Annotated in this window: 23 protein-coding genes; 8 read left to right on the top strand and 15 right to left on the bottom strand. The window is 68.2% G+C overall.

Annotation, left to right across the window (positions count from 1 at the left end; all coding sequences use genetic code 11):
• The first annotated feature begins 80 nt into the window (after positions 1 to 80).
• Positions 81 to 548 carry a hypothetical protein gene (locus tag BST44_RS13300; RefSeq protein WP_083177584.1) on the top strand — a complete coding sequence of 156 codons (468 nt, stop codon included), beginning with the start codon at positions 81 to 83 and terminating at the stop codon, positions 546 to 548.
• A 148-nt stretch (positions 549 to 696) separates the two neighbouring features.
• Here BST44_RS13300 and purQ read toward each other — a convergent pair whose 3' ends face one another.
• From purQ to BST44_RS13285, 3 genes are all read right to left on the bottom strand, one after another.
• Entirely contained in the window at positions 697 to 1,371 is a 675-nt protein-coding gene (purQ, locus tag BST44_RS13295) for a phosphoribosylformylglycinamidine synthase subunit PurQ (RefSeq protein ID WP_083177583.1), read from the bottom strand.
• A complete protein-coding gene (purS, locus tag BST44_RS13290; protein WP_046184307.1) occupies positions 1,368 to 1,607 on the bottom strand; it encodes a phosphoribosylformylglycinamidine synthase subunit PurS in 240 nt (79 codons plus the stop codon). The genes purQ and purS overlap by 4 nt, the downstream gene beginning before the upstream one ends.
• Before the next feature lie 61 nt (positions 1,608 to 1,668).
• Positions 1,669 to 2,403 (bottom strand): ATPase, encoded by a 735-nt coding sequence (locus BST44_RS13285; protein WP_083177582.1) that lies wholly within the window; start codon positions 2,401 to 2,403, stop codon positions 1,669 to 1,671.
• On the opposite strand from BST44_RS13285, the gene BST44_RS13280 reads away from it, so the two are divergent.
• Positions 2,380 to 3,018, top strand: coding sequence for an MBL fold metallo-hydrolase (locus BST44_RS13280; protein ID WP_083177581.1), 639 nt, complete (start codon positions 2,380 to 2,382; stop codon positions 3,016 to 3,018). The genes BST44_RS13285 and BST44_RS13280 overlap by 24 nt on opposite strands.
• Positions 3,019 to 3,038: 20 nt before the next feature.
• On the opposite strand, the gene BST44_RS13275 is transcribed toward BST44_RS13280, so the two are convergent.
• Complete coding sequence (locus BST44_RS13275) at positions 3,039 to 4,706, bottom strand: FAD-binding dehydrogenase (RefSeq protein WP_083177580.1); 1,668 nt, start codon at positions 4,704 to 4,706, stop codon at positions 3,039 to 3,041.
• 48 nt (positions 4,707 to 4,754) lie between these two features.
• Positions 4,755 to 5,459 (bottom strand): DUF2334 domain-containing protein, encoded by a 705-nt coding sequence (locus BST44_RS13270; RefSeq protein ID WP_083177579.1) that lies wholly within the window; start codon positions 5,457 to 5,459, stop codon positions 4,755 to 4,757.
• Positions 5,460 to 5,593: 134 nt separating this feature from the next.
• On the opposite strand from BST44_RS13270, the gene BST44_RS13265 reads away from it, so the two are divergent.
• Positions 5,594 to 7,207 carry a DHA2 family efflux MFS transporter permease subunit gene (locus BST44_RS13265; RefSeq protein ID WP_244184807.1) on the top strand — a complete coding sequence of 538 codons (1,614 nt, stop codon included), beginning with the start codon at positions 5,594 to 5,596 and terminating at the stop codon, positions 7,205 to 7,207.
• 238 nt (positions 7,208 to 7,445) lie between these two features.
• Positions 7,446 to 9,065, top strand: a complete 1,620-nt coding sequence (locus tag BST44_RS13260) for a DHA2 family efflux MFS transporter permease subunit (protein WP_083177577.1) — start codon at positions 7,446 to 7,448, stop codon at positions 9,063 to 9,065.
• Positions 9,066 to 9,129: 64 nt separating this feature from the next.
• Here BST44_RS13260 and BST44_RS13255 read toward each other — a convergent pair whose 3' ends face one another.
• Entirely contained in the window at positions 9,130 to 11,283 is a 2,154-nt protein-coding gene (locus tag BST44_RS13255; RefSeq protein ID WP_083177576.1) for a S9 family peptidase, read from the bottom strand.
• Positions 11,280 to 12,167 (bottom strand): phosphoribosylaminoimidazolesuccinocarboxamide synthase, encoded by an 888-nt coding sequence (locus tag BST44_RS13250; RefSeq protein WP_007166378.1) that lies wholly within the window; start codon positions 12,165 to 12,167, stop codon positions 11,280 to 11,282. The genes BST44_RS13255 and BST44_RS13250 overlap by 4 nt, the downstream gene beginning before the upstream one ends.
• A 64-nt stretch (positions 12,168 to 12,231) precedes the next feature.
• Here BST44_RS13250 and BST44_RS13245 point away from each other — a divergent pair, with 64 nt between their 5' ends.
• The gene (locus BST44_RS13245; RefSeq protein ID WP_007166379.1) at positions 12,232 to 12,852 is read left to right on the top strand and encodes a hypothetical protein; all 621 of its coding nucleotides are present in this window, start codon (positions 12,232 to 12,234) and stop codon (positions 12,850 to 12,852) included.
• Between the two features lie 51 nt (positions 12,853 to 12,903).
• On the opposite strand, the gene BST44_RS13240 is transcribed toward BST44_RS13245, so the two are convergent.
• On the bottom strand, positions 12,904 to 14,151 hold the full coding sequence (locus BST44_RS13240) for a cytochrome P450 (protein ID WP_083177575.1): 1,248 nt from the start codon (positions 14,149 to 14,151) through the stop codon (positions 12,904 to 12,906).
• The gene (gene purB / locus BST44_RS13235; RefSeq protein WP_083177574.1) at positions 14,148 to 15,566 is read right to left on the bottom strand and encodes an adenylosuccinate lyase; all 1,419 of its coding nucleotides are present in this window, start codon (positions 15,564 to 15,566) and stop codon (positions 14,148 to 14,150) included. The genes BST44_RS13240 and purB overlap by 4 nt, the downstream gene beginning before the upstream one ends.
• 44 nt (positions 15,567 to 15,610) lie before the next feature.
• Between purB and BST44_RS13230 the strand changes: the two genes are divergently transcribed.
• Complete coding sequence (locus BST44_RS13230) at positions 15,611 to 16,357, top strand: DUF429 domain-containing protein (RefSeq protein ID WP_083177573.1); 747 nt, start codon at positions 15,611 to 15,613, stop codon at positions 16,355 to 16,357.
• Here BST44_RS13230 and BST44_RS13225 read toward each other — a convergent pair.
• Complete coding sequence (locus tag BST44_RS13225) at positions 16,291 to 16,953, bottom strand: TetR/AcrR family transcriptional regulator (RefSeq protein WP_083177572.1); 663 nt, start codon at positions 16,951 to 16,953, stop codon at positions 16,291 to 16,293. The genes BST44_RS13230 and BST44_RS13225 overlap by 67 nt on opposite strands.
• A gap of 73 nt (positions 16,954 to 17,026) precedes the next feature.
• Here BST44_RS13225 and BST44_RS13220 point away from each other — a divergent pair, with 73 nt between their 5' ends.
• Together BST44_RS13220 and BST44_RS13215 are read left to right on the top strand one after the other, a co-directional pair.
• Entirely contained in the window at positions 17,027 to 17,944 is a 918-nt protein-coding gene (locus BST44_RS13220) for an alpha/beta hydrolase (protein ID WP_083177571.1), read from the top strand.
• A 76-nt stretch (positions 17,945 to 18,020) separates the two neighbouring features.
• A complete protein-coding gene (locus BST44_RS13215; RefSeq protein ID WP_083177570.1) occupies positions 18,021 to 19,604 on the top strand; it encodes a gamma-glutamyltransferase family protein in 1,584 nt (527 codons plus the stop codon).
• On the opposite strand, the gene purD is transcribed toward BST44_RS13215, so the two are convergent.
• From purD to BST44_RS13190, 5 genes are all read right to left on the bottom strand, one after another.
• Positions 19,601 to 20,869 (bottom strand): phosphoribosylamine--glycine ligase, encoded by a 1,269-nt coding sequence (purD, locus tag BST44_RS13210; RefSeq protein WP_083177569.1) that lies wholly within the window; start codon positions 20,867 to 20,869, stop codon positions 19,601 to 19,603. The two genes, BST44_RS13215 and purD, sit on opposite strands and share 4 nt — an antisense overlap.
• Positions 20,870 to 20,968: 99 nt before the next feature.
• Positions 20,969 to 21,403 (bottom strand): carboxymuconolactone decarboxylase family protein, encoded by a 435-nt coding sequence (locus tag BST44_RS13205; protein WP_083177568.1) that lies wholly within the window; start codon positions 21,401 to 21,403, stop codon positions 20,969 to 20,971.
• Positions 21,403 to 22,260, bottom strand: coding sequence for an NAD(P)-dependent oxidoreductase (locus tag BST44_RS13200; protein WP_083177567.1), 858 nt, complete (start codon positions 22,258 to 22,260; stop codon positions 21,403 to 21,405). The genes BST44_RS13205 and BST44_RS13200 overlap by 1 nt, the downstream gene beginning before the upstream one ends.
• Entirely contained in the window at positions 22,257 to 23,006 is a 750-nt protein-coding gene (locus tag BST44_RS13195) for an SDR family oxidoreductase (protein WP_083177566.1), read from the bottom strand. Before BST44_RS13195 ends, BST44_RS13200 begins: the two co-directional genes overlap by 4 nt.
• Positions 23,007 to 23,024: 18 nt before the next feature.
• Positions 23,025 to 24,491: an aldehyde dehydrogenase gene (locus tag BST44_RS13190; RefSeq protein WP_083177565.1), complete on the bottom strand. Its 1,467-nt coding sequence runs from the start codon at positions 24,489 to 24,491 to the stop codon at positions 23,025 to 23,027.
• Positions 24,492 to 24,622 lie beyond the last annotated feature (131 nt).

The raw sequence follows: 24,622 nt of genomic DNA, 5'->3' as shown, positions 1-24,622 counted from the left end.
AGGGAATTCTCAACAGATTCTTCGGTGACTCCTGGCCTGCCTCCCAGGATCCGCAAAGCCACTGGCCGCAGCATGTTTTCATGACGAACGAGCCCATGTGCGCGAACCTGGTCGAACGTTACCTGCGCACCCGCGGGCGACGCTATTTCCGTGGACACCACGACGGCGAATACTTCTTCGTCACCAGCGCCCACCCGCGGCGCCTGCACGTCCATCTCGAGATCTCGCCCGCGCACGGTGACGTGCTGATCGTTCGGGTGACTCCGGGCTGCTTCTTTCCCGCCACCGAGCGCTCCTGGCTGGTGCATTTCGCTGACACGTGGAACCGCCAGGATCGGGAGGTGACCGCGATCGTGCACGGCTCTTCCGACCCACACCGGATCGGTGTGGTGGCGCGCAGGTCGCACTGGATCCGACAAAACGTCTCCTTCGACGCTTTCGCGGCCTTAGTCGACCGCATCCTCGCCGACGCGACCGACCTATTCGCCGGCTTGAGCCCCGTCGTTGAGCTGCCGACGGCGGATGCGTTGCTGCGCGACGCAGGCTGATCCGGGCACTTCCGCCGTCTCCCCGACGGCAGGGCTGGCGACGTCTCCGCTGTGCGCCGGCAGCCCGACGGGCCCGTAATACCTAGGGGCAGAAGGCAGTCGGGACATCACGATGCCGCCCGTCGCCGCCCAGCAAACGGATATGTGCCTAGACGGACAGCGCCGCGTCCAGCACCGAGTAGAACAGACCCAGCCCGTCGTCGGAGGGCCCCGTCAGCGCTTCGATGGCATGCTCGGGATGCGGCATCAACCCGACCACACGACCGTTCGCGGAACTGACGCCGGCGATGTCATGCAGCGATCCGTTGGGGTTGTCGTGGTAGCGGAACACCACCCGGCCCTCGCCCTCGAGTTCCTCGACGACATCAGCGGGGGCGACGTAGCGGCCTTCGCCGGACTTCAGCGGCACCAGCAGGTCCGCGTCGGGCTCGAAACGCGACGTCCAAGCGGTCGACGTCGACGCCACACGCAGCCACACGTCGCGGCAGACGAAGTGCAACCCGGCGTTTCGGGTCAGGGCCCCCGGCAGCAACCCGGCCTCACACAGCACCTGAAACCCGTTGCAAATGCCCAACACCGGCATGCCACGGTGCGCGGCCGCCACCACCTCGCCCATCACCGGCGCGAACCTCGCGATCGCCCCCGCCCGCAGGTAGTCGCCGTAGGAGAATCCGCCGGGCACCACCACGGCGTCGACGCCCTTGAGGTCGGCGTCGGCGTGCCACAGGCTGACCGCCTCGGCGCCCACGCGCCGCGCCGCGCGAGCGGCGTCGACGTCGTCCAGGGTGCCCGGAAAGGTGATGATGCCGATGCGCGCCGTCACTGGGTCTCCCGGCTGATCGTCCAGTCCTCGATCACGGTGTTCGCCAACAGCGTTTCCGCGATGTCGGCCAGCACCGAATCGTCGACGGTGTCGTCCACTTCGAGTTCGAACCTCTTGCCCTGTCGGACATCTGAGATCCCCGGGTGACCGAGCCGGCCCAACGCGCCGACGATCGCCTGACCCTGCGGATCGAGAATTTCCGCTTTGGGCATCACATGAACGACTACCCGGCCCACCGGCGCTCCTCCTCAAGTCTGTCTCCGCGCCAACTCTACCGGCGAAGCTGCAGCTCGGCCGTTACGGGCACGAGGCAATGTAGGCGTCGCACAGCGGCGCGGTCATGGCGTTGAGCACCGGGTCGTCCGCCATTGCCGGCCAAGGCACCTGCGGCGGCCCCACCGACCAGAGCGTGAGCTCGCTGAGCGTGCTGCTGGCGGGGTGAGCGAGCAAATAGGTGTGCATGATCACCGGACCGCTGATCACCGCGGCCATCCGGTTCGCTTCGTCGCTGGTGATCGACGGTGACTGCTGCGGAGCCCGTTGCTGGCAGGAGCGCAGCGCGGCGACGGCGCCGCTGTACACCGACGTGGCGATGGCGCCGCCGCTGGCCGTGTCGCCGCGCCAGTGCAGGACCTGAGCCTGCAGCTGCCACTGCCCGTCCGGGTGAGGCACTGTGGCGCGTGCCACCACCGCCCAGTCGCGGGGGTCCCGCGGCACCGCGGGTGTGGCGCAGAGTTCCTCGAAGCGGAATCGGGGGCCGGACGCCGCCCCGGTCAGCTGCGTCGCCACACCCGCCAGCGGTGGCCAGTTGTACACCGGGTCGAGCGGCACGGAGCGTCGCTGGATCCACGCGGAGTCGGGGATCTGGTCACACACGGGCGGGCAGGCTTGTGGATCTGCATGGACGGGCACCACGGCGATGAGCGCCACCGCGAGGCCGCCGACCACCACCATGGTCGCCAGGATCACCCGCATCGGCATCACCCCCGTCGGGGCACAATCGTAATCATGCAGCTGACGCATTTCGGCCATTCCTGTCTACTCGCAGAATTCGACCACACCCGTGTGCTCTTCGATCCCGGAACGTTCTCGCACGGTTTCGAGGGCATCACGGGGTTATCGGCCATCCTGATCACCCATCAGCATCCCGACCATGTCGACGGCAGTCGCCTGCCGGCGCTTCTCGAGGCCAACCCGGACGCCCCGCTGTACGCCGATCCGCAGACCGCCGCCCAGCTCGGTGCGCCGTGCCAGGCGGTGCACGTCGGCGACGAGCTGCGCATCGGTGAGCTGACGGTCCGCGCCGTCGGCGGCAAGCACGCCGTCATCCACCCGGAAATCCCTGTGATCGAGAACATTTCGTTCCTGGTCGACGAGGGCGACCACCGCGCGAGGCTGATGCATCCCGGTGACGCGCTGTTCGTGCCCGACGAACCGGTGGACGTGTTGGCGACGCCGGCGGCCGCCCCGTGGATGAAGATTTCCGAAGCGGTCGATTATCTGCGCGCGGTCGCGCCGGCGCGCGCGGTGCCCATCCACCAAGGGATCGTCGCCCCGGACGCGCGGGGCATCTACTACGGCCGGCTGACCGAGATGACCACGACCGACTTTCAAGTGCTTCCCGAAGAGGACGCGGTCCGGTTCTGACGACCCTCCCGCCGACCGCGTCAGGCAACGTCGTCGGCAACGCCGCGACCGGCTGCCCGCCCGGAGAAGATGCAGCCGCCCAGGAACGTTCCTTCCAGGGCGCGGTAGCCGTGTACACCACCCCCGCCGAATCCGGCCACCTCACCGGCCGCGTACAACCCGTTGAGCGGAGTGCCGTCGGCCTTCAGCACCCGGCCGGCCAGGTCCGTTTCTATGCCGCCCAACGTCTTTCGGGTCAGGATGTGCAGCTTGACCGCGATCATCGGTCCCGCCTTGGGGCCGGTCAGCCGGTGCGGCGCGACCACCCGGCCCAGCCGGTCGCCGAGATAACCGCGGGCGGCGCGGATCGCGGTGATCTGGCCGTCCTTGCTGAACTTGTTGGCCACCTCGCGGTCTCGGGCGGTCACCTCGGCTTCCACCGTGGCGTAGTCCAGCGGCGCCACGCCGGGCACTTTGTTCATCGCGGTCACCAATTCCCGCAGCGACCGCGCGCTGACGAAGTCCACCCCGCGGTCGACGAACGCCTGCACCGGCCCCGGCGGTCCGGAGCGCGCGCGGTTGCGCAGCAACTCGCGCAGGCTCTGCCCGGTCAAGTCGGGATTTTGCTCCTGGCCCGAGAGCGCGAATTCCTTCTCGATGATTTTGGCGTTCAACACAAACCAGGTGTAGTCATACCCGGACTTGGTGATGTATTCCAGCGTGCCGAGGGTGTCGAACCCGGGGTAGAGCGGCACCGGCAACCGCCTGCCGGTCGCGTCGAGCCAGAGCGACGACGGGCCGGGGATGATGCGGATCCCGTGCAGCGGCCAGATCGGGTCGTAGTTGGTGATGCCCTCGGTGTAATGCCACATGCGGTCCGGGTTGATCACCCGCGCACCGGCCTGCTGGGAGATGCCGATCATTCTGCCGTCGACGTGCGCAGGCACCCCGCTGAGTAACTGCTCGGGTATGCGACCCATCCGCTTCGGCCAATTCTTGCGCACCAGCTCGTGGTTGCCGCCGATGCCACCGCTGGTAACGATCACCGCGGGTGCCCGAAACTCGAACTGTCCCACGGGCGTCCGCGACGACGCCACGCCCCTCGGCGCGGCCGACGGTTCCAGCACCGTGCCCCGAACGCCGGCCACCGCGCCGCCCTCGACGATCAGTTCGTCGACCTGGTGGCGGTGCGCGAAGCGAACCGTCGAGCGGTCCCGCAGCCGGCGGGCGAATATCTCGACCAGGGCAGGCCCGGTGCCCCAGGTGATGTGGAAGCGGGGCACCGAATTGCCGTGCCCCTGTGCGTCATAGCCGCCACGTTCCGCCCAGCCCACCAACGGGAAGATCTTCAGCCCCCGGTCACGCAGCCAACGACGCTTCTCCCCCGCCGCGAAATCCACGTAGGCGTGCGCCCACTGGCGGGGCCAGTAGTCCTCGGGCCGATCGAACGCCGCGGTGCCGAGCCAGTCCTGCAGGGCGAGTTCGTGGCTGTCGCGAATCCCGAGGCGGCGCTGTTCGGGGCTGTCGACGAAGAACAATCCGCCGAACGACCAGAACGCCTGCCCACCCAGGTTCGCGCTGCTCTCCTGGTCGAGGATCAGCACTCGCAGGTCCCGGTCCACCAGTTCGCAGGCGGCCACCAGACCCGCGAGCCCCGCCCCGACGATGATGGCGTCCGCGCCGAACCCCGCGGCCGAAGATTCGCTCATGTCGGACCAGGGTAGTGCCCGCGCGGGACGAGTCGGGGAGACGCTCGGTCAGGCCGCGTCGAGGATCGCCTTGTCGCGCCGCCACCGGTACACCGTCGGTGCGCAGCCGTGCATCAAGGACAGATCGACGGCGTCCAGCATCGCCTGCAGCGGGCCCGGTTTGCGCAGGTGGCGAGCGGCGACGGCCACCCGCACCACGCCGCCGCGCCGGGCGATCCGCTCGGCGGACAACACCACCATCCGGCACCACCACGGTTCGGTGAGGAAGCCTTCCCCGATGCCCAACACGCGGGAACGCACGGTGGTGTGCCGAACCAGGTCGGTGATCCCGTGCAGATCGGCGAGTAGTCGAAATCCGTTGTCGGGCAATGCCTTGACAACTCCTGGGGAGACAACCCAGCCGGGCGCCGCGAACAGCCGCGTGCGCAGTCCCAGGTGCTCGAGCACCCGATCGGCGGCCATCAGGCGCAGGTTGGCCTCGTGGGCGCGCAGGATCGCGAATTCACCGCGGCGCTTCTTGGTGGCCGCGTCGTCATAGCCGTGCAGAACGATGGCGTCGCCGCCGGACCGCCGGTTGGTCAGCCATTCGACCGTGTGCGGGTCGCGGTCGAGCCGATAGTCGCCACTGAGTCGGGGTGCCACCAACAGTGACACCGGAACGTTGCGGGCATCCATTTGCGCGCAGAACGCCTCGACGTCGGTCAGGGTGCGTTCCCCGATTCCCGAGACCGAGACGATCAATTTTCCAGCCACACTCGCAGTTTGACGATCTCAGGTGTCGCAACGGTGAAGGACACGCAGACGGCAGGCGTATAACGAGACTCGCCAGAACACCGCCAAAGGCACGGAAAGCGCACGCCACAGCCGGTCGAAGCGATCGATTCGATATGCTAAGCAACGCCATGGATGAGGCCCCCTACGCAGCGGCCGAAACCCCGCTGCCCTACGCCCCAGCGTTGGACGACGACGGGCGAGACTACCCCGACAGGCTGGACGCCGGACTGTTGCGGATCTCCGGTGTGTGCATCCTGGCCACGGTCATGGCGATCATCGACGTCACGGTCGTCAGCGTCGCGCAGCGCACCTTCATCGACCAGTTCGGGTCCTCCCAGGCGGTAGTCGGGTGGACGATGACCGGCTACACGCTTGCATTGGCGACGGTAATCCCGATAACCGGATGGGCGGCCGACCGGTTCGGCACCAAACGACTGTTCATCTGGTCGGTCCTGGCTTTCACACTGGGCTCGGTGCTCTGCGCACTGGCCGCTAATGTTCTGCAGCTCATAATCTTTCGGATAGTTCAAGGTGTCGGCGGCGGCATGCTGCTGCCGCTGGGGTTCATGATCCTCACCCGTGAGGCCGGCCCCCGCCGACTCGGCCGCCTGATGTCGATCCTGAGCATCCCCATGCTGCTCGCCCCCATCGCCGGTCCGATCCTGGGCGGGTGGCTCATCGACACTTCGAGTTGGAGGTGGATCTTTCTGATCAACGTGCCGATCGGAGTCGTGACGATCGCGCTGGCCGCGGTCATCTTCCCCCGGGACTACCCCGCCCGGTCGGAAACCTTCGACCTGGTCGGCGTGCTCCTGCTCTCTCCGGGACTGGCGACGTTCCTGTTCGCGGTCTCGACCGTGCCGGGCCGCGGAACCGTTGCCGACCGGCACGTGCTGGTCCCCGCGGCCACCGGGCTCGCGCTGATCGCGGCGTTCGTCGCGCACGCCTGGCGCCGCGCCGAGCATCCCCTGATCGACCTGCGGCTGTTCCGCAATCCGGTGCTCACCCACGCGAATGTGACGATGCTCGTCTTCGCCACCGCCTTCTTCGGCGCCGGCCTCCTGCTTCCGAGTTACTTCCAGCAGGTGTGGCACCAGACCCCGATGCAGGCCGGGCTGCGCATGATCCCGCAAGGGCTCGGCGCCATGCTGACCATGCGACTGACCGGGCCGCTGGTGGACAGACGGGGCCCCGGCAAGGTCGTGTTGGTCGGCATCGCGCTGATCACCGCCGGTCTGGGCACCTTCGCCGTCGGCGTCGCCAGGCAGGCCGACTACCTGCCCACGCTGCTCGTCGGCCTGGCGATCATGGGGCTCGGCATGGGCTGCACGATGATGCCGCTGTCCGTCGCCGCGGTGCAGGCCCTGGCCCCACACCAGATCGCGCGCGGCACCACGCTGATGAGCGTCAGCCATCAGGTGGGCGGATCGGTGGGCACCGCGCTGATGTCGATGATCCTGACCAATCAGTTCAACCGGAGCGAGAATATCGTCGCCGCCAACAAAATGGCGGTACTGCAACAAAACGCCGCCCGGCTCAAGTTGCCCGTGGATAACTCGGCCGTGCCCCGGCAGGCGCTCGCCCCCGACTTTCCGATGAATCTTTTGAAAGATCTTTCTCATGCCTATACGGCAGTATTTTTGGTGGCGGTCGTATTGGTCTTGTCCACGATTATCCCCGCATCATTTCTTCCGAAAAAGCCCGCGATTTCGCAACCGGGTGATTAGCGTGCGCCGCTGGCCAGCGACAACCCGTGCGACGGCCGTCCGCAGGCGGCTTCGGAGTAGTGACATCTGCCCGCCCGCATCCCCGATCGGCGCCGGCGGTGTCGGGCCGTTCATCGCGCCGGCTTTGCCACGACCAATTTTATCGATCCGACCACCGGTCACCCGCCTGGCCAGCAACAAAAGGCCACCGACGGAACCAAACGCCTAAAAGCGTCCGCGGACGGGTACGGGTATAGCTATGCTCGGCAGCACCATGCAGAAGGCTTATTCCGCCACTTCCGGCGCTCCAGCAGACGCCGCTTCCACCGAGCAATCAGGCGCTGGCGGACCGGAGCCTCCCGACAAGCTCGACGCCGCGCTGCTCCGCATCGCCGGGGTATGCGGGCTCGCCTGCATCATGGCGATCTTGGACAACACCGTCGTCCTCGTCGCTCAGCGCACTTTTCTCGCACAATTCGGCTCGACCCAGGCCATCGTCTCCTGGACGATCGCCGGCTACATGCTGGCTTTTGCGACCGTGATCCCGATAACCGGCTGGGCAGCCGACCGCTTCGGCACCAAACGGCTTTTCATGGGATCGGTCCTGATATTCACGTTGGGCTCGCTGCTGTGCGCGGTGGCACCGAGCATTCTGCTCCTCATCATCTTTCGGGTAGTGCAGGGCATCGGCGGAGGCATGCTCCTGCCGCTGAGTTTTGTGATCCTGACTCGGGAGGCGGGTCCGAAGCGCGTCGGCCGCCTCATGGCGATCGGGGGTATCCCGATTCTGCTCGGCCCCATCGGCGGCCCCATCCTGGGTGGCTGGCTTATCGATGCCTACGGGTGGAAGTGGATCTTCCTGGTCAACCTGCCGATCGGGCTCGGCGCGCTCGCCCTCGCGGCGGTGATGTTCGCGAAAGATCGCCCGGCGCCGTCCGAGACGTTCGACTTCGTCGGCGTGCTGCTGCTCTCGCCCGGCGTGGCCGCCCTGCTGGTCGGGGTGTCGTCCATCCCGGGGCGCGGAACAGTCGCCGACCGCTATGTGTTGGTGCCGGGGCTGATCGGCCTGGCCTTGATCGTCGCGTTCGTCCTGCATGCTTGGTATCGAGCGGATCACCCGCTGATCGACTTGCGGCTGTTCAAGAACCGCGTGGTCGCACAGGTAAATGTGACTTTGCTGGTGTTCGCCGTTGCATTCGTCGGCGCCGGATTGCTGGTCCCGAGCTATTTCCAGGTGGTGTTGCACCAGACGCCGATGCAGGCCGGGCTGCACATGATGCCGGTGGGAGTCGGCGCCCTGGTGACCATGCCCCTCGGTGGTGCATTCGTGGACAAAAGAGGACCCGGAAAGATCGTGGTGGTGGGCCTCGTGCTGATGACCGCCGGTCTCGGTCTCTTCACCTTAGGAGTGGCCAAGCAGGCCGCCTACCAGCCGACACTCCTGGCCGGGCTGACGATCATGGGGCTGGGCATCGGCCTCACCACGACGCCGCTCAATGCGGCGCTCATGCAGTCGCTGGCGCCGCAGCAGATTGCCCGCGGGACGACGCTGATGAGCGTCAACCAGCAGGTAGGCGGCTCGATCGGCGCCGCTCTGATGGCGGTGATACTGACCAACGAGTTCAATCACAACGGGTACATCGCCACTGCGAATCAGCTGGCATCATCGCAAGACGAAGCCGCTCGCCGCGGACAGCCGATCGATCCGTCCGCCATTCCGCGGCAAACGCTTAGCCCCGATTTCGCGGATAACCTTATGCATAGTCTTTCCCATGCTTACACAGTGGTTTACGTGCTGGCCGTCGCGTTGGTGGCGCTGACGATAATTCCGGCGTCGTTTCTGCCAAAGAAGGTGCCTAGCCACACGACCGGCGATTAGCCGGCTGGGTAGCTCGGACGGGATGTCGCATTCCGCAAGGGCACGGCACGCGATGACGACGCGGCTAGCGCGGCGGACCGCCGGGATCGTCTTCCTCGGCGCCGCCGTCACGGTGGCCATCGGCGACGGCTAACAACCAGGCGTACTGGAACGCGGTTTCCTGCCACGCCTTGTAGCGACCGCTTACCCCGCCGTGTCCGGCGTTCATCTGGGTCTTCAGCAGGATCGGACTGCCGTTGGCGTTCGCGTGCCGCAACGCCGCCACCCACTTGGCGGGCTCCACGTAGTAGACCCTGGTGTCGTTCAGCGAGGTCATCGCCAGGATCGCCGGATACCGCTTGGACTCGACGTTCTCATAGGGGGAATAGGACTTCATGTAACGATAGACTTCTTTGTCCCGCAACGGGTTTCCCCACTCGTCCCATTCGGTGACGGTCAGCGGCAAAGCGGGGTCGAGGATGGTGGTCAGCGGGTCGACGAACGGCACCTGAGCAAGGATCCCGGCGAAGAGGTCCGGCGCCAGGTTGGCGACCGCCCCCATCAGCAGACCGCCCGCGCTGCCACCCAGCGCCACCAACTGACGCGGCCGGGTGACTCCCGTGTCGACCAGATGCTTTGCCGCCGCGACGAAGTCGGTGAACGTGTTCTTTTTCTCCAGCAGCTTGCCGTGCTCGTACCACGGCCGGCCCATCTCGCCGCCACCGCGGACGTGGGCGATGGCGAAAACCATGCCGCGGTCCAGCAGCGACAACCGGGCGATGGAGAAGCTGGGGTCGGTGCATATCTCGTAGGCGCCGTAGCCATAAAGCAAGGCCGGCGCCGGGAATTCGATGCCCGCGCGGTGCACGATGGACACCGGGATCCGGGCACCGTCGGCCGCCAGCGCCCAGTCACGCCGCTCCACGTAGTCGGCGATGCGGTAGCCGCCGAGCACGGGTTGCTCGCGCAGCAAGGTGCGCTCGCCGGTGGCGAAGTCGACGTCGTATACCCGCGCCGGAACGACCAGAGACCCCGCCCTGATCCGCAGCTTGGGCGCATCCCAGCTCGGGTTGCCGGCGAGGCCGGCCGACATCAACTCGGAGTCGAACGAAATCTCCCCGGGCTCACCGTATCCCCCATCGGGATCGATGTCCCACACCTGGAGCCGGGGCAACGCCTCCCGGCGGTAGCTGACCACCAGGTGCTCCGCGAAGGCGTCCACCCCGTCGAGCCGGACGTCGTCGCGGTGCGGGATCAGGGTGTGCTGCCGGGTCGGGTCGCTGACCGGCGCTTCGGTCAGCGTGAAGTTCACCGCATCCTCGTTGTGCAGGATCAAGAATCGGTCCTGACCGCCCACCACGGCGTGCTCGATCGCGTACTCGATACCTTCGCGCCGCGGCAGAACGACGGTGAAGCGCGCCTGCGGATCGGCGGCGTCGGCGTAGCGGTACTCGGAGGTGATGGACGATCCCGACGCGATGAGGACGTAGGCCTCGCTGCGGGTGAGCCCCACGCCGAGCCAAAACCGTTCGTCGGCCTCGTGATACACCAGCTCGGACGGCTCACCCGAACCCACCCGGTAGCGCCAGACCTTGTCGGGCCGGTGGGCCGCATCCAGGGTCAGGTAGTAGACGGTCCGGTTGTCCGCGGCCCAGGTGGCCCCGGCGCCGATGTCGGCGATCTCGTCGCGATACAGCTCGCCGGTGCGCAAGTCCTTGAAGCGCAACGTATATCGCTCGTCGCCGACGGTGTCGACCGAATAGGCCAGCAGATTGCCGTCCAAGCTGACGGTGGCGGCGCCGAGTGCGAAGAATTCGTGGCCCTGCGCCTCGTCGTTCGAGTCGAGCAGGACCTGCTCGCCGGGTATCTCGTTGTCCTCGTCCAGGATCGGCGGATCCCAGTCGTCGGGACCACTCACCGGGCATCGGCACTGGACCCGGTACTGCTTTCCCTCGAAGGTGCGGGCGTAGTACCACCACTGGCCTTGCCGGGTCGGCACCGACAGGTCGGTCTCCTTGGTCCGGGCCTTGATCTCCTCGAAGATCTTCTGGCGCAACGGTTCGAGGTCGGCCGTCATCCGCTCGGCGTAGTCGTTCTCGGCCTCGAGATAGGCGATGACTTCGGGGTCGGACTTATCGCGCAGCCATTCGTAGGGGTCTATGAAGACGTCGCCGTGATGTTCGCGCCGGGTGTCCTGCCGCTTGGCGACGGGTGGTACCGGGGCTGCGGTCGAAGTCATGCACCGATCCAGTCGCCGAAGCTGAGGCCGGAGATGCGTTCGTAGGCATCGATATAGCGGTCGCGGGTGGCTTCGATGATGTGGTCGGGCAGCGGTGGTGGCGGTTGCGAGCCGTGGCGATCCCAGCCGGACTCCGGGCCGGTGAGCCAGTTACGGACGAACTGCTTGTCGAAGCTCGTCTGGACCTCACCCACCCGGTAGTCCTCGGCAGGCCAGTACCGCGAGGAGTCCGGCGTGAAGATCTCGTCGGCCAGCAGCAGGTTGCCACCCGCGTCGGTGCCGAATTCGAACTTGGTGTCGGCGATGATGATTCCCCTCGTCAGGGCGTGATCGGCGGCCTGAACATAGATTTGCAGCGTGCGGTCGCGCAGTTGGTTGGCGCGCACCCCGCCCACCAGCTCGATCACCCTGTCGAACGAGATGTTCTCGTCGTGGTCGCCCAGCGCGGCTTTGGTCGCCGGCGTGAACAGGGGTTCGGAGAACTTGCTGGCCTCGACCAGGCCGGGCGGCAAGGTGATACCGCACACCTTCCCGGTCGCCTGATAGTCCAGCAGCCCCGACCCGGTGAGGTAACCGCGGGCCACGCACTCCACCGGCAGCATGTCCAGCCGCCGCACCACCAACCCGCGGCCCAGGACCTCCTGGGGGATGCGCGGGTCATCCGGCGGACCGGCCAGATGGTTGGGGGCGGTCACGAGGCCGAAAAAGAAGACGCTCATCGCGGTCAGGATGCGGCCCTTGTCCGGGATCGTGCTGTCGAGCACGTAGTCGTACGCCGAGATCCGGTCGGTCGCGACGAGCAGCAGATGTTCGTCGTCGACGCGGTAGATCTCGCGGACCTTGCCGCTGGCCAGGTGCCGGTAGTCGGACAGTGCAGGGCGCATCGGGTCAGCCTATCGGTCGCCCGATCAGGGGACTTGTGTCGGGAGCTGTGCTGGGATCGAGACTATGACCCCGCGGTTTTTGCCCTACTCCACCCGACCGGGCCGGCTGATGGTCCAGCTGCTCAGCGACTTCGCCGTCACCCTGTGGACCGCTGCCTGGCTGCTCGTCGGCCTGGCGGTTTACGACGCCGTGTCGACGATCGCCGACGCCGGCCGGCAGGTCGAGAACGGCGCGCACGGCATCGCCGGCAATCTGGCGTCGGCCGGCCACAGCACCCAGCACATCCCTTTGGTGGGGGACGCGCTGAGCCAGCCCCTGAATTCGGCCAGCCAGGCTGCGCTGGATCTCGCGGGCGCAGGCCACGACCTGGACTCCACGGCCAGCTGGCTCGCGGTCCTGCTGGCGATGGCCATCGCCGCCGTCCCGATCCTCGTCGCCGACGTTCCGTGGCTCCTGCTGCGGCTACGATTTTTTCGGCGCAAATTGACGGTGACCGCGTTGGCCGCGACCCCGGCCGGCGAGCAACTCCTGGCTCTGCGGGCACTGACGAATCGGCCGCCGGGAAAGCTCGCCGCGGTCAGCGCGGACCCGGTCGGCGGGTGGCGCCGCGAGGATCCGCTCACCATCCGTGCCCTGGCCGCGCTCGAATTGCGGGCGGCCGGAATCTCTATTGGCCGGCTGTAGCACCGCGTGGCCGAGGAGCCGGGCTCGGCTCGACATCGGCGCGCCGGACCGTCACCGCACCTCGAGGAGCTCCACGACCAGGTGGCGAATGCCGGTGTGCCGGTTACTGCGAGCCCATTCGACAGGCCGGACAACCCGGACCGCGCCGAACCGCGAAAACAGCTCCTCGTAGAGCACGCGCAGTTCCAGCCGGGCCAGGTTGGCGCCCAGGCAGTAGTGCACTCCTTGCCCGAAACCCAAGTGGGGATTGGGCTTTCGGGAAATGTCGAACTCGTCGGCACGCTCGAACACGGCCGCGTCGCGGTTCGCCGATCCCTCCCAGATCTGGATCTTCTGTCCCGCCTGGACCGACCGCCCGCCGAGCGTCACGTCGCGAGTGGCGGTGCGCCGCTTGGACGGCGACGGCGACGTCCACCTCACGATCTCCTCGACGGCCGTCGGCAGCACGTCGAGATCCGCGCGCAACGCCCGGAGTTGCTCCGGATGGCTTGCCAGCGCCAGCAGACCACCCGCGACGGCGTTGCGCGTCGTCTCGGCGCCCGCGCTGAACAGCAGGCTGAAGAACAGGTAGAGCTCGAGATCTGTCAGCGACGGCGCGTCGGCGTCGTCGACCATCGCGTTGGCGACGACGGACAACATGTCGTCGGTCGGCTCCGCGCGCTTCGACGCGATCAGCTGCTGGCCGTACTCGTACATCCGCGACCCGGCCTCCTCAACCGACAGTTGAGACAACGACGCCTTGCGCGAACCGCCGAAGTCGAACTGCGGCTCGATGGCCTCGAACAGCCAATGTCGCTCGGACTCGGGCACTCCCAGCAGGATGCAGATCATCTGCATCGGCAGCTCGGCGGCGATGTCGACCAGGAAGTCGAAGGGCTCGCCGGGCACCACCTCGTCCAGCAGCCGGCGCGCCCGGGCCCGCAGATCGTCTTCGACCAGCCGGATCATGCGCGGTGTCAACCCGGAGCTGACCAGTCGCCGGATCTGTGAGTGGCGCGGGTCGTCCATCATGTTGAGCACCTGACCGGCGATGGCCAGGTCCTGCAACAACGTGCCGCCGTACGGCCGGCTGCCGCCGGTGACCGACGAGTAGGTCACCGGATCCTTGAGCACCTCAAGGGTTTCCGCGTACGTGGCGACGGACCAGAAGCCCTCGCCGTCGGGGGTGTTATCGGTCGGCTCGTGCCAGTAAACCGGGGCCTCGCGCCGGTGGATGGCGAACAAGTCGTGCGGGAATCCGTGGGCGAAGTTGTCCAGGTCGGTGAAGTCGATCCCCGCGAGCGCGCCGGCCAGCGTCACAGGATCGCACCGGCGGCATACTTGGCGGCGTCCGGGTAGCGGCTCACCAACGCGTCCACCATCCCGGCCACCTCGTCCACCTGGTCGCCGGCGGCGCCGATGAACGCGTTCTTGTCGGCCAGCGCGGCGTCCAGCGCCGCCCGGTCCAGCGGCAGCCGCTCGTCGGCGGCCAGCCGGTCCAGCAGGTCGGGCTCCGTGCCGCGTTCCCGCATGTCGAGGGCAGTCGCGACCGCGTGTTCGCGGATGACATGGTGCGCGGATTCGCGTCCCATGCCGGCACGGACCGCGGCGATGAGCACCTTGGTGGTGGCCAGGAACGGCAGGTAGCGATCCAGCTCCCGGGCGATCACCGCAGGGTAGGCGCCGAACTCGTCCAGTACGGTCAAGAAGGTCTCGATCTGCCCATCGATGGCAAAGAAGCTGTCCGGCAAGGCGACTCGGCGAACCACGGAACAGAACACGTCGCCCTCGTTCCACTGCGCGCCGGCCAGCTCGGCGGCCATCGAGGCGTAACCGCGCAGCACCACCTGCAGCCCGTTGACCCGTTCGCAACTGCGGGTGTTCATCTTGTGCGGCATGGCCGACGAGCCGACCTGGCCCGGCGCGAATCCCTCGGTGACGAGCTCGTGCCCGGCCATCAGCCGGATGGTGTGGGCCATCGACGACGGCCCCGCCCCGAGCTGCACCAGGGCAGAGATTACGTCGTGGTCGAGCGAGCGCGGGTAAACCTGCCCGACGCTGGTCAAAACGGTTGCGAAGCCCAGGAATTGGGCCACGCGCCGCTCGAGCTCGCCCAGCTTGGCCGCGTCGCCGTCCAGCAGATCCAGCATGTCCTGGGCGGTGCCCATCGGACCCTTGATGCCGCGCAGCGGATAGCGGTCGATCAACTCGCGCACGCGGGTGAGCGCGATCAACGTCTCCTGCGCGGCGGAGGCGAACCGCTTACCCAACGTGGTGGCCTGCGCGGCGACGTTGTGGCTGCGTCCGGCCATCACCAGGTCGCGGTAGGCCACCGCCCGTTCGGCGAGCCGCGCCACCACCGCGATGCCATGGGAGAAGACCAATTCCAGGGACCGCCGGATCTGCAATTGCTCCACGTTCTCGGTCAGGTCGCGGCTGGTCATCCCCTTGTGCACATGCTCGTGACCGGCCAGCGCGTTGAACTCCTCGATGCGGGCCTTGACGTCGTGACGCAGCGCCCGTTCGCGTTCCGCGATCGAGGCCAGGTCGACGTCCTCGAGCACCCGCTCGTAGTCGGTGATGGCGTCGGGCGGAACGTCCACCCCGAGCTCCGCCTGCGCCCGCAGCACCGCCAGCCACAGCCGGCGCTCGGCGACGACCTTGGCCTCCGGCGACCAGATCGCGACCATTTCCGCGCTGGCGTAGCGGGCGGCCAGGACGTTGGGAATGCTCACAGATATAGAGCTTACGATCGGCCCCGGCGCCATACCGTAGGCACGTGTACTTCGCCGGCGTCGATCTGGCCTGGGCCGGGCGCAATCCCACGGGGATCGCGGTCGTCGACGGCGGGGGCCGCCTCGTGCGCGTCGGTGCCGCCGGTGACGACGCCGCGGTGCTCGCCGCGTTGTCCCCCTACGTGCGCAGGGATTGCCTGGTCGCCTTCGACGCGCCGCTGGTGGTGACCAACCCGACCGGCCAGCGTCCGGCCGAAGCGGCGCTCAACCGCGACTTCCGCAGGTTCGAAGCCGGGGCGCACCCGACCAACACCACGAAACCGGAGTTCGCCCAGGGGCCACGCGCGGCGCGATTGGCGCGGGCGATGGGGCTCGACATGGACCCGCGATCGCCCGCTTTGCGGCGCGCCATCGAGGTCTACCCGCATCCGGCAACCGTGGTGCTGTTCCGGCTGGCGCGAACGCTCAAGTACAAGGCCAAGCACGGGCGGGGCGTCGCACAGCTCAAATCGGAGCTGCTGGTGCTGATGGACGGCGTCGAAAAGCTCGCGGACGCCGAGGTGCCTTTGCACGTGGCGGGGCATGAGGAGTGGGCTCGGCTGCGCATGCGGGTGTCCACCGCCCAGCGCAAACGCGAACTGCGGCGCGCAGAGGACCCGGTCGACGCGGTGGTCTGCGCCTATGTGGCGTTGTTCGCGCAGCGCCGCCCGGCGGACGTGACGATCTACGGCGACTTCGCCACCGGGTACATCGTCACGCCGTCGTTGCCCGCCGCGCGGACCGGGCGCTGATCTATCGGGGCGAGCACGTCGATGAGATCGACCACCGTGCCCACCGACGCCGCGCGGGGGTCACGGCCCTCGACCAAGGCGGACACCACGCAACCGTCGACCGCGCAGATCAGCGTGCACACCAGCTCGATGTGCACCGTGCGGCCCGAGCGCTCGATGGCCTCGGCCACCGCCTCGGCGCGCTGGCGCAGGCTGCGCCGCATGGTCTCGCGCAAGGCGGGCAGCCGGGTGCACGCGATGTGCCGCTCGTAGCGCGAGATCAACTGGTCGCTCAGTCCCGGGCTGGACACGTCCCCGACGAGCAGGTCGACCAACACCTCCGCGATGGTTTCGGGTCCGCGGCGCCGGCGGGAGAGGGCGCCAACCCGCGACCGCAGCTGCGCCACCTCGATCATCGCGATGTGTTCGACGGCGCGCGCGATCAAATCGTCAAGGGAGGAGAAGTAATACGTGGTCGACGCCAACGGTAGTCCGGCCCGTCGGGCGACCGCGCGGTGACCCACCGCCTCGAACCCGCCCTCGGCCAGCAGCTCGGCGGCGGCGCTCACGAGCGCATACCGTCGACGTTCTCCCTTGGGAGTGACTGCTGCCGTCACGAGTAGCCATCGTGCCAGTCAAAGTGGTACTCCATTGCCATTTCGGCCAAACGCTTCGCCGGACCGACATGGCATGATGGCCCGCATGCCCGACATGAGCCGCCGCGCCCTGCTGGGCCTCGGCGCGGGCGCGGCCGCGGGCGCGATGGGCACGTACGCGCTGGACATCCTCCTCAAACCCCGACCCTCTCAGGCCACGCCGTTGTCGCCGCCCGGCACCCGGGCGCCCCTCGCGCCGCCGCCGGCCGCCCCCCGCGAGCCGGCTCCCCCCGGCCAGCCGGCGCCCACGATGGTGACGGGTTCGTTCGTCTCGGCGGCGCGCGGCGGCATCAACACCAACTGGGCCATCGCGCGTCCCCCTGGTCAGACCAAGGCGCTGCGACCGGTGATCGCGCTGCACGGCAAGGGCAGCGACGCGTCCACGGTGATGGCCGGCGGCGTCGAACAGGGTCTTGCCCAGGCCGTCAACGCGGGCCTGCCACCGTTTGCGGTCGTCGCCGTCGACGGCGGCGGCAGTTATTGGCACAAGAGGGCGTCCGGGGAGGACAGCGGTGCCATGGTGCTCGACGAGCTCATCCCGATGCTGGGCGGCCAAGACCTGGACACCTCCCGGGTCGCGTTTCTCGGCTGGTCGATGGGCGGCTACGGCGCGTTGCTCCTCGGCGGCCGGCTTGGTCCGGCACGCACCGCGGCGATCTGCGCGGTCAGTCCCGCACTGTGGCTCTCTTCGGGGGCGGCGGCACCCGGCGCGTTCGACGGGCCCGACGACTTCGCGGCGAATTCGGTGTTCGGGATGCCGGCGCTGGCGTCGATCCCCATCCGGGTCGATTGCGGCGACAGCGATCCGTTTTACGCCGCGACCAAGCAGTTCATTGCGCAACTGCCCCATCCGCCGGCGGGCGGCTTCTCGCCCGGCGGCCACAACGGGCAGTTCTGGAGTTCGCAACTGCCGGCCGAGCTGACCTGGATGGCACCGCTGCTGACGGCCTAACTGCGCTCGGCGCATCGAACGTCACGGGAGCGCGGCGCTGGGCGCCGAGCGTCACACCGGCGCTACCCTCGCGAAGGTGACCGCACCTTTCGATTGGACCTTTCCGTATGCCTGGCCGCGAAAGCCCGTCCTGGCCGAAAACGTCGTGTGCACGTCACAACCGCTGGCCGCCCAAGCGGGCCTGCGGATGCTCGCCGAGGGAGGAAGCGCGGCGGACGCGGCAATCGCCACCGCCATCGCCCTCACGGTGGTAGAGCCCGTCTCCAACGGCATCGGCTCGGATGCCTTCGCCATCGTGTGGGACGGCCGGCAACTGCACGGTCTGAACGCGTCCGGGCGATCGCCGGCCGCCTGGACACCGGAGTACTTCGGCGGCGGCGGCGTTCCCGCGGTCGGCTGGAACGCCGTCACGGTGCCCGGCGCGGTGTCCGCATGGACCGAACTCCACGCCAAGTTCGGCAGGCTGCCGTTCGAAAAACTCTTTGAACCCGCAATTCGCTACGCGCACAACGGCTTTCTGGTCTCACCGATCGTCGCCGACCAGTGGACGGCGCAGATTCCGCTGTTCGAGAAGCAGCCCGGCTTCGCCGCCGCGTTCATGCCCGCCGGCCGGGCGCCCAAACCCGGTGAACCGTTCCGGTTGACCGAGCAGGCCGCCTCGCTCGAGCAGATCGCCGCGACCAACGGCGAAGCGTTCTACCGGGGAGAGCTGGCCGCCCGATTCGAGGCGCACTCGCTCGCCAGCGCGGGCGTCATGCGGGCCAGCGACCTGGCCGCTCATCGCGCCGACTGGGTGGGCACCATCAGCGGCGGCTACCGCGGGTACACCGTCCACGAGATCCCGCCCAACGGCCACGGGATCGTGGCCCTGATCGCCCTGGGGATCCTGCAGCACTTCGACATCGCCTCGTTTCCAGTCGATTCCGCCGACAGTGTGCACCTGCAGATCGAAGCGGTGAAGCTGGCATTCGCCGACGCGCAGGCCTACGTCGCCGACATCGAGCACATGCCGCTGCGCCCACAGGAGCTGCTGGACGCCGAATACCTACGGCAGCGCGCGGCCCTGATCGATCGCGGTCGGGCGAAGCCGGCGTCCGCGGGCACGCCGGCCGGCGGAACGGTGTATCTGACCGCCGCGGACGCCGCGGGCATGATGGTGTCGATGATCCAGTCGAACTACATGGGGTTCGGATCCGGCGTCGTGGTGCCGGGCACCGGGATCTCGCTGCAGAACCGCGGCGCCAATTTCGTAGCGGCCGAAGGCCATCCGAATCGGGTGGGCCCGGCCAAACGCCCCTACCACACGATCATCCCGGGCTTCGTCACCAAAGGCGGCGCCCCGGTGATGAGCTTCGGCGTGATGGGCGGAACGATGCAACCGCAGGGCCACACCCAGGTGATGGTGCGCATCGCCGATTACGGCCAGAACCCGCAGGCCGCGTGCGACGGTCCCCGGTTCCGGTGGGTGCAGGGTTTGCAGGTCGCCTGCGAGAAGGGTTTTCCGGTCGCGACGCTCGACGAGCTTCGCCGCCGCGGTCACGACCTGGTGGCGGTCGACGACTACAACCAGTTCGGCAGCTGCCAGGCGATCTGGCGTCTCGACGGCGGCTATTTTGCCGCGAGCGATCCCCGCCGCGACGGCCAGGCCGCCGGCATCTAGACGCTGATCCTGCCCTCCGCGGCCAGCAGCGCGATGTCGCCTCGGAAGTGGCTGCCGGGCAGGCGGATCGACCGCATGAGCTGATATGCCTGCGCCCGCGCTGCGGCGAGGTCGGCGCCGATGCCCACCACCGACAGGACGCGGCCGCCCGACGACACCACCTCACCATCGTCACGACGGGCCGTGCCCGCATGCAGCACCCCCTCGGCGTCCGCGCCGGTGACGACATCCCCGACCCGGGGACGCCCGGGATAGTTCTCTGCCGCCAGCACCACCGTGACGGCCGCCCCGTCCCGCCAGCGCAGTTCGCCGAAGTCGGCCAGTTTGCCGGTGCCTGCCGCGTACAGCAGTTGCCCCAGCGGCGATTCCAGCAGCGCCAGGACGGCCTGGGTTTCGGGATCGCCGAAGCGGCAGTTGAATTCGACCACGGCGGGGCCGCCGGCGGTGATCGAAAGGCCGACGTACAACAACCCGCAGAACGGGCTGCCGCGCCGGACCAGCTCGGCCGCAACGGGTTCCACGACGTTGGCGACGATGTCGCGGTACACCTCGTCTCGAAGCCAGGGCACCGGCGCGTAGGCGCCCATGCCGCCGGTGTTGGGGCCGGTGTCGCCCTCGCCGACACGCTTGAAGTCCTGCGCCGGCAGCAACGGCACCACGGTCTCGCCGTCGACCACGCAGAACAGCGAGACCTCGGGACCGTCCAGATAGGACTCCAGCAGCACCGGGTGGCCCGCCTCGAGCAGTTCGGCGGCGTGCGCCCGGGCGACGCCGCGATCCGCGGTCACCACCACGCCCTTGCCGGCGGCGAGGCGGTCGTCCTTGACCACCCAGGCCGGGTCACCGGCCGCGGGACCGAACCGGTCCAGGGCGGCATCCAAATGGGCCGGGCTGTCCACGGTTTCGCTGGCCGCGGTGCGCACGCCGGCCGCGGCCATGACCTCCTTGGCGAACGCCTTCGATCCCTCGATGCGGGCGGCATCCTTGCTGGGACCGAAGCAGACCATGCCGGCGGCTCGCAGCGCGTCGGCCACCCCGAGCACCAACGGCACCTCGGGACCGATCACCACCAGGTCGGCCCGGACCTCGCGGGCGAGTGCGACGACATCGGAGCCCGAGGTGACGTCGACGTCGTGCTGCTCGGCCACCCGGGCGGTGCCGGCGTTGCCGGGAGCGATGAATAGGGCCGTGACCTGCGGGTCTTGCCGGAGTGCCAGCAGCAGCGCGTGCTCTCGGGCACCGGAACCGATCACCAGGACTCGCACGACACGTCACTCTAGCGGGCGGTCCGTCACCACCGCGAGCAGACGCAAACTCGCACGGTTCCGCCTCGGAACGTGCGATTTTGTGTCTCCTCGCCGAAGCTAGTCGGCCTTGCCCCGGTGCATGTTGACGGCGGCGTCGACGTTGGCCTTCTTGTCTTCTCCGCTACCCTTCGCCGCGGCCTTCTTGCGCTTGGCGACGACGGCGTCGACGGCGCCGTTGAGCGCGGAACCCAGGGGGAACCCGAGGTAGTGGGTGAGGAAGACCGCCATCTCCTTCAACTCGGTCTCGGTGAGTTCCCCGTTGAGCAAGGCGGCGTTGATCTGGATCTCGGCCAGGTCGCGATTCCCGACCGCGGTCACCGCCGTCAGCGTCATGATGCGCTTGTCGCGCATCGACAATCCCGGTCGCGTCCAGATGCTGCCGAACAGGTGGTCGACGGTCAGGTCGAAGTACGCGTCGCCCTCGATGTTGGGCATCTCCCAGCCGTAGACCTCGTTCATCTTCTCGAGGCCCTTGCGGCGCAGTTCGTCCATCATGTCTCTTTCTCTGTGTGGGGTACCCCGAGGCCGGCCGCCAGCCCTTCGTACGCGAGCCGGGCCAGCGGCAGGTCGACCGACACCGACTCGCCCAGTGCCAGGGCCAGGCTCAGGTCCTTCTCGCCGAGGCCCCGGGTGTGCATGAACGGCTGGTACAGGAAATGCCCTGGCTCAAGGTCTTTCATGTCGTCGCGGACCATGATCGCCCCCGGGCCGCCGGTAAGGGCGTCGGTGTGGCGCACCACCCGGCCCAGCGCCTGCAGATCCAGCCCCGCCGCCTCGGCCAGTTTCATGGCTTCGCAGGCCGCCACGTACGACGTGAACGTCAACATGTTGCGGGCCAGCTTCATTCGGGTGCCCGCCCCCGGCTCGCCGGCGTGGATCACCACGGCCGCCCAGTGTTTGAACGCCGGTTTGATCCGCTCGTACACCTCGCGGTCGGCGCCCACCATCGTGGCGAGCTCCCCTTTGGCGGCCGCGGCCGCGCCGCCGCTGACCGGTGCGTCGACGACGTGGATGCCCCGCGGTTTCAGCTCACTGGCCAGCTCCGCAGCGGTGGTGTCGCTGATCGTCGAGTGCACGGCGATGACCGTGCCGGGCTTGGCGTGGGCGGCGAGTTCGCCGACGACCTCGCGCACCTGTGCGTCGTCCAAGACGGTGACGTGGACGATGTCGGCGGCGGCGACGTCGGCGACGCTGTCCGCCAGGCCGGCGCCCTTCTCGGCCAGGGGGGTCATCGCGTCTGCCCGGATGTCGTAAACCGTCACCCCGCCGGGCCATTCGGTCATCTTGGTGGCCATCGGGGCGCCCATGTTGCCCAGCCCGATGTACCCAAGCTTCAGGTCGTTCGTCATGACCGGATTATCTGCCCGCCGTCAACGTTGAAGATCTGCCCCGTGATCCACGACGCCTCGTCGGAGAGCAAGAACAGGCACATTCCCACCAGGTCTTCGGGAGTCCCCATGCGCGACAGGGGAAGACCCTTGACGATGTCGGCGACCATCTCTTGCGGGGTGGTGGTGCGGTTGGCCTCGGTGTCGATCGGTCCGGGCGCGATCGCGTTGATCCGGATGTTCTGGCCACCCAGCTCACGGGAAAGTTGTTGCGTCAGGCCGTTCACGCCGACCTTGGCCAGCCCGTAGTAGTTCGAGTACAACCACGCCGCGGTCGACGACTGGTTCACGATCGCCCCGCCGCCGCGCTTGGCCATCTTCTTGTAGACGGCGCGCGTGCACCACAGCGCGCCGTCGAGGTTGACGCTCATGAACTTCTTGTAGTACTCGGGGTCGATGGTGAGCAGGAAGTCGAGCTTCATGCCGCCGAAGATGGCGGCGTTGTTCACCAGGTAGTCGATGCCGCCGAACTCGGCCAGCGTGCGATCGGCCATCGCCTTGGCCGACGCCGGGTCGGACACGTCGACCGGGACGCTGATCGCCGTGCCACCGTCGGCGGAGATCTGCTTGGCCACCCCCTCGGCGGCCTCCGCGTTGATGTCGGCCACGACGACCGCTGCGCCCTCGCGGGCCAGCGCCTCGGCATACGCCTGGCCGATGCCGCCACCGGACCCGGTGACGATGGCGACTTTGTTCTCGAATCTCATGCTGCGAAGCTCCTTCGGTTACACCGCTGTCGCGATGGTCTTGATTTCCAGGTACTCCTCGAAGCCGGCCAGGCCCATCTCGCGCCCGTTTCCGGACTGCTTGTAGCCGCCGAAGGGTGCGTCGGCCGAGTACCACACGCCGCCGTTGACATTGATCGTGCCCGCGCGGACCCGCGCCGCGACCCGCGCCGCCCTGGCGGGGTCGGCGCCGAACACGGTGCCCGACAACCCGTATGGCGAATCGTTGGCGATGCGCACGGCGTCGTCGTCCCCGTCGTGCGGGATCACCGTCAGGACGGGGCCGAAGATCTCCTCGCGCGCGCAACGGGCGTCGTTGCCCAGCCCAGCGATCACGGTGGGCTCGATGAAGAAACCGACGTCACGGTCGGCCGGCCGCCCGCCGCCGCAGGCGAACGTCCCACCCTCGGCGATGGCCGAGTCAAGGTAGCCCTGTATGCGGTCGCGCTGGCGTGCGGAAATCACCGGCCCGCAAATGGTTCCGGGGTCGGTGGGGTCGCCCGCCTTGATGCCCCCCATCGTTGCGGCCGCGATGGCGACGGCTTCGTCGTAGCGCGCCCGCGGCACTACCAGCCGCGTGGTGATCGCACACCCCTGCCCGGCGTGCATGCAGACCGAAAACCCTGCCACGCCGACCGCACCCCCCAGGTCGGCGTCGTCGAGGACGATGAACGCCGACTTGCCGCCCAACTCGAGGAAGACCTTCTTGATCGTGGCGGCGCCGTCGGCCATCACGCTGCGACCGGTGGCGGTCGAGCCGGTGAACGAAATCATGTCCACCCGGGGGTCTTTCGCCAACAGCGCCCCGACGCCGTGGTCGCTGGACGTGACGATGTTGATCACGCCGGGCGGGAAGTCGGTGTGGTCGGCGATGAGTTCGCCCAACACGGCGGCGCACCACGGGGTGTCGGGGGCGGGCTTGAGGACGACGGTGTTCCCGGCCGCCAGCGCGGGACCGATCTTGGCCAGGTTGATCTGGTGGGGAAAGTTCCACGGGGTGATCGCGCCGACGACGCCGACGGCCTCACGCGCGATGGTGCGCCGCGTGGGTATACCCATCGGCGCCGCCTCGCCGAGATCCTGGTTGTATTCGTAGGATTCGGCCGTGTCCGCGGCGAAGGCCAGATCGTTGACCGGGACCTCCAGCTGGGCGATCGCCGTGAGCATTCGCGGCGCCCCCACTTCGGCGATGGTCAGGTCGCGCAGCTCCTCGAGGTGCTGCTGCATCGCCTCGCGCAGCTGCCGCACGCACCGCACCCGCAGCTCGGTGTTGCGCGACCAATCCGTCTCGTCGAACGCCCGCCGCGCGGCGTCGATGGCGCGGCCCATGTCGTCGGCGTCGGCGTCGGCCGCGGCCCCGAGCACCTCCTCGGTCGCCGGGTTGATCGTCGGGAAGGTACCGGCCGCCCCGGGCGACATCTTGCCGTCGATGAACAGAGCACTCACGCCGTCGGCCAGTAAGGCCATCTCCCGCTCCCGTCTACACGCACCGATTCGAGCCCGCGAAATCAATGGACAGTTGTCCGATATTGCCAGGTGGAACCTTAGCCGCCGCGCCGTCGGCGATGCAAGGGTCGATCTCGCCCGGGGGCGCCGTA

The sequence above is a fragment of the Mycobacterium scrofulaceum genome, from assembly GCF_002086735.1.
Lineage (GTDB): Bacteria > Actinomycetota > Actinomycetes > Mycobacteriales > Mycobacteriaceae > Mycobacterium > Mycobacterium scrofulaceum.
This window is presented reverse-complemented; position numbering and strand designations above follow the sequence as displayed.

Excerpts from the sequence above, each read along its gene's own strand:
- BST44_RS13300 (WP_083177584.1), top strand. The coding sequence starts at position 81 with ATGACGAACGAGCCCATGTGCGCGAACCTGGTCGAACGTTACCTGCGC.
- BST44_RS13280 (WP_083177581.1), top strand. The coding sequence starts at position 2,380 with ATGCAGCTGACGCATTTCGGCCATTCCTGTCTACTCGCAGAATTCGAC.
- BST44_RS13285 (WP_083177582.1), bottom strand. The coding sequence starts at position 2,403 with ATGGCCGAAATGCGTCAGCTGCATGATTACGATTGTGCCCCGACGGGG.
- BST44_RS13275 (WP_083177580.1), bottom strand. The coding sequence starts at position 4,706 with ATGAGCGAATCTTCGGCCGCGGGGTTCGGCGCGGACGCCATCATCGTC.
- BST44_RS13265 (WP_244184807.1), top strand. The coding sequence starts at position 5,594 with ATGCTAAGCAACGCCATGGATGAGGCCCCCTACGCAGCGGCCGAAACC.
- BST44_RS13260 (WP_083177577.1), top strand. The coding sequence starts at position 7,446 with ATGCTCGGCAGCACCATGCAGAAGGCTTATTCCGCCACTTCCGGCGCT.
- BST44_RS13255 (WP_083177576.1), bottom strand. The coding sequence starts at position 11,283 with ATGACTTCGACCGCAGCCCCGGTACCACCCGTCGCCAAGCGGCAGGAC.
- BST44_RS13250 (WP_007166378.1), bottom strand. The coding sequence starts at position 12,167 with ATGCGCCCTGCACTGTCCGACTACCGGCACCTGGCCAGCGGCAAGGTC.
- BST44_RS13245 (WP_007166379.1), top strand. The coding sequence starts at position 12,232 with ATGACCCCGCGGTTTTTGCCCTACTCCACCCGACCGGGCCGGCTGATG.
- BST44_RS13220 (WP_083177571.1), top strand. The coding sequence starts at position 17,027 with ATGATGGCCCGCATGCCCGACATGAGCCGCCGCGCCCTGCTGGGCCTC.
- BST44_RS13205 (WP_083177568.1), bottom strand. The coding sequence starts at position 21,403 with ATGGACGAACTGCGCCGCAAGGGCCTCGAGAAGATGAACGAGGTCTAC.
- BST44_RS13200 (WP_083177567.1), bottom strand. The coding sequence starts at position 22,260 with ATGACGAACGACCTGAAGCTTGGGTACATCGGGCTGGGCAACATGGGC.
- BST44_RS13195 (WP_083177566.1), bottom strand. The coding sequence starts at position 23,006 with ATGAGATTCGAGAACAAAGTCGCCATCGTCACCGGGTCCGGTGGCGGC.
- BST44_RS13190 (WP_083177565.1), bottom strand. The coding sequence starts at position 24,491 with ATGGCCTTACTGGCCGACGGCGTGAGTGCTCTGTTCATCGACGGCAAG.